Below are 1,073 nucleotides of genomic sequence, written 5' to 3'. Positions count from 1 at the left end.
GATCAAAAATCTCAGTTTTGAGGTGATCGGGATTTTAGAGGCGAAAGGCTCCTTTTTTGGCAATAATCAGGATGAAATGCTGATTATTCCCCTTAGCACCATGAACTCGCAACTGGTGGGCAAAACCGGACCCTACGGTGTTGAGTTGAGTTGGATTAGTCTCACCGCTCGATCAGGGGAGGAAATCCGCGCAGCTAAGTTCCAAATCCAGAATCTCCTGCGTTTACGCCATAAAATCGTCGCTGAGGATGATTTTCGCGTCGAAACTGCTAAACAGATGATCGAAATCTTCGGCACGATTACCCAGGGTCTAACCCTACTTTTGGCTCTAATCGCCGGTATTTCCCTAATTGTCGGGGGTATCGGGGTGATGAATATTATGCTCGTTTCGGTTTCGGAAAGAACCGGGGAAATCGGACTAAGAAAAGCGATCGGAGCCAGAGAACAGGATATTCTCTTACAATTCCTGATTGAATCAACTCTCGTTTCCATCGCCGGCGGTGCGCTTGGTATTCTCTTCGGTGCAGGAGCGATCGTTCTCGTCTCCAGTTTCTCTCCCCTGGCTGCCACTGTTTCCACCAGCGCCGTCGCCCTGTCTTTGAGCGTTTCCACGGGTATCGGTCTCTTTTTCGGCGTTTTTCCCGCCTATCGTGCCTCTAAATTGGAACCGATTGTCGCCCTCAGAAGTGTCTAATTTTTTAAGTTTTTTCGGGGACGTTTTTGGCAAGGATTGCCTTTATAGCTAAGTAGGTAGGCGTTAAAAGTTGTCAGACACCCCCCTTATCAAGGGGGGCAGGGGGGATCCCCCCGCCTATCGGCACCCCCCTTATCAAGGGGGGCAGGGGGGATCGAACCTAAAATCCATTTTTAATTTAATTATAACCAGCTACTTACTTAGGGTTACAGTTAAATTATTCCGGGTCTCGGTGGCTTAGTTACTAATCAACTCAGACACAGGACAAGAGAGCCATTCTAGATAAGTATTACTCAATTCTTTCACCGCTAATTCATAGAATCTCTGACCGTGTTCGGGAGTCGCTAAAGCAGGATTGGAACCCATACGACCATCGGGG

General features: G+C 48.2%; 1 protein-coding gene and 1 pseudogene. One reads left to right on the top strand and one right to left on the bottom strand.

What is annotated here, in order from left to right; genetic code table 11:
• Positions 1-694, top strand: a 694-nt coding sequence (locus PX484_RS11740; protein ID WP_288103950.1) for an ABC transporter permease, incomplete at its 5' end; no start/stop codon positions are given.
• 237 nt (positions 695-931) lie between these two features.
• On the opposite strand, the pseudogene PX484_RS11735 reads toward PX484_RS11740, so the two are convergent.
• A pseudogene (locus tag PX484_RS11735) lies at positions 932-1,073 on the bottom strand (creatininase family protein); the annotation flags it as partial.

The organism is Microcystis sp. M49636_WE2 (assembly GCF_030065375.1).
Lineage (GTDB): Bacteria > Cyanobacteriota > Cyanobacteriia > Cyanobacteriales > Microcystaceae > Microcystis > Microcystis aeruginosa_C.
Note: the sequence above shows the minus strand (reverse complement) of the source record. Positions and strands in the feature narration are given on the sequence as shown.